Annotated in this window: 1 protein-coding gene; it reads left to right on the plus strand. The window is 64.2% G+C overall.

Annotation, left to right across the window (positions count from 1 at the left end):
* The first annotated feature begins 165 nt into the window (after positions 1-165).
* A complete protein-coding gene (locus AB4074_RS24740) occupies positions 166-1272 on the plus strand; it encodes an IS110 family transposase (RefSeq protein ID WP_441415740.1) in 1107 nt (368 codons plus the stop codon).
* Positions 1273-1571: the final 299 nt, after the last annotated feature.

The following is a 1571-nucleotide window of genomic DNA, read 5'->3' on the forward strand; positions in this document are numbered from 1 at the left end:
CGGTGATGTCCTTTATCCCGGACGGGCAGGTTCGGACAGGCGGATGAGGGCCGGGGCCTTCTGTTTCACAGGGTCCGTGGGTTGCCATTGACGGCTCCCTTGGCCTGCCCGGCTCGTCGGGGGTGCAATGGTAGTGCCACATGTGAGGTTTGGGAGGTCCCGGCTATGTTCGAGCTTACTTTCATTGGTCTGGATGTTCACGCGGTCAACGTCGTTGGTCTTGCGCTGACCCCTGATACCGGTGAAATTGCGAGGCACACCATGGCAGCTGACCCGGCCGCGGTCCTCGAGTGGGTCCGGCGATTCGAGCCGCCGGTCAAGGTCGTTTATGAATCCGGCCCGACCGGATTTCTCCTTGCCCGGTACCTGCAGGCCGCGGGCATCAACTGCGTGGTCGCGGCTTCTTCAAAGCTGCTGCGAGCACCCGGAGACCGGGTGAAAACCGACCGGCGCGATGCCCGGGTTTTGGCCGAGATGCTCGCGGTCGGCTCGGTCACCGAGGTGCGCATCCCCGACCCTGACGAAGAGGCCCTCCGGGACCTGTCCCGCCTGCGCGCCGCCACGGCCAAGGACCTCGCGCACTCCCGCCAGCGTGTCAATGCCATCCTGCTCCGATACGGGATCCGCTACCCCAAAGACACCCGGTGGACACAGGAACACCGGGCGTGGCTGCTCCACCAGCACTTCAGTGATCCCGCGCTGCAGTTCACCTACAACGCCGACCTCGAGCAGGCCGAACTCCTCGCCGCCCACCTGGCACGCATCGATAGACAGGTCACCGCGACGGCGGAAAACTGCCGCTACACGCCGGTGATTGAGGCATTGATGTGCCTTCGTGGCATCCGGCTCACGACCGCGTTCGGGCTGGCCGTGGAAATCGGGGACTGGACCCGCTTCACCGGTTCCTCCATCGGCTCCTATCTCGGGCTGGTCCCCAGCGAGGAATCTTCCGGTCCGTCACGGCACCAGGGCCCGATCACCAAGGCCGGGAACACCTACGCCCGCAAACTCCTGATCGAAGCGGCCTGGCAGCACCGGCGCCCCTACACCCGGCCCGGAGACCGGCTGTTGCACCAGCTTGAACTCGTCGCTCCGGCAACCCGCATCCGCGCCCTGGAAGGCAACCACCGGCTGCACCGCAAGTGGGAGCACTTCGATGAACGCCACAAGATGCCGGTCAAAGCCAACGCCGCGATCGCCCGTGAACTCGCCGGCTGGTGCTGGTCACTGGCCGCACCGCTCCAGCAGGGAGAACGCATGAACGCAGCCTGACATAAACGGCCGGCCGGGACGTGACCGGAGTGCGATGGCAGCACCCGGAGCTAACTCGGGAACGCACTATGAGCAGACGGTCCAAGCCGTCGACGCTCGATTTTAGACACCGATAAGGCTCCAGTCGAACACATCGTCATGCGGTAACCAACCCGCGAATGTCAGCCTGACACTGCAGTCGGAAAAACGACTCGCCCGCACAACACCACAACCGGCCGGTACACGATGAGCGGCCTCCGGAACAAAACCCAGGAGCCGCTCATCCATGCACTCTTGACAACCAGACCTACATATCAGTG

This window comes from Arthrobacter sp. 2MCAF14, assembly GCF_052115645.1.
GTDB lineage: Bacteria > Actinomycetota > Actinomycetes > Actinomycetales > Micrococcaceae > Arthrobacter.

Bases quoted from the DNA above. Each gene is read 5' to 3' on its own strand.
- AB4074_RS24740 (WP_441415740.1), top strand. From the start codon at position 166: ATGTTCGAGCTTACTTTCATTGGTCTGGATGTTCACGCGGTCAACGTC.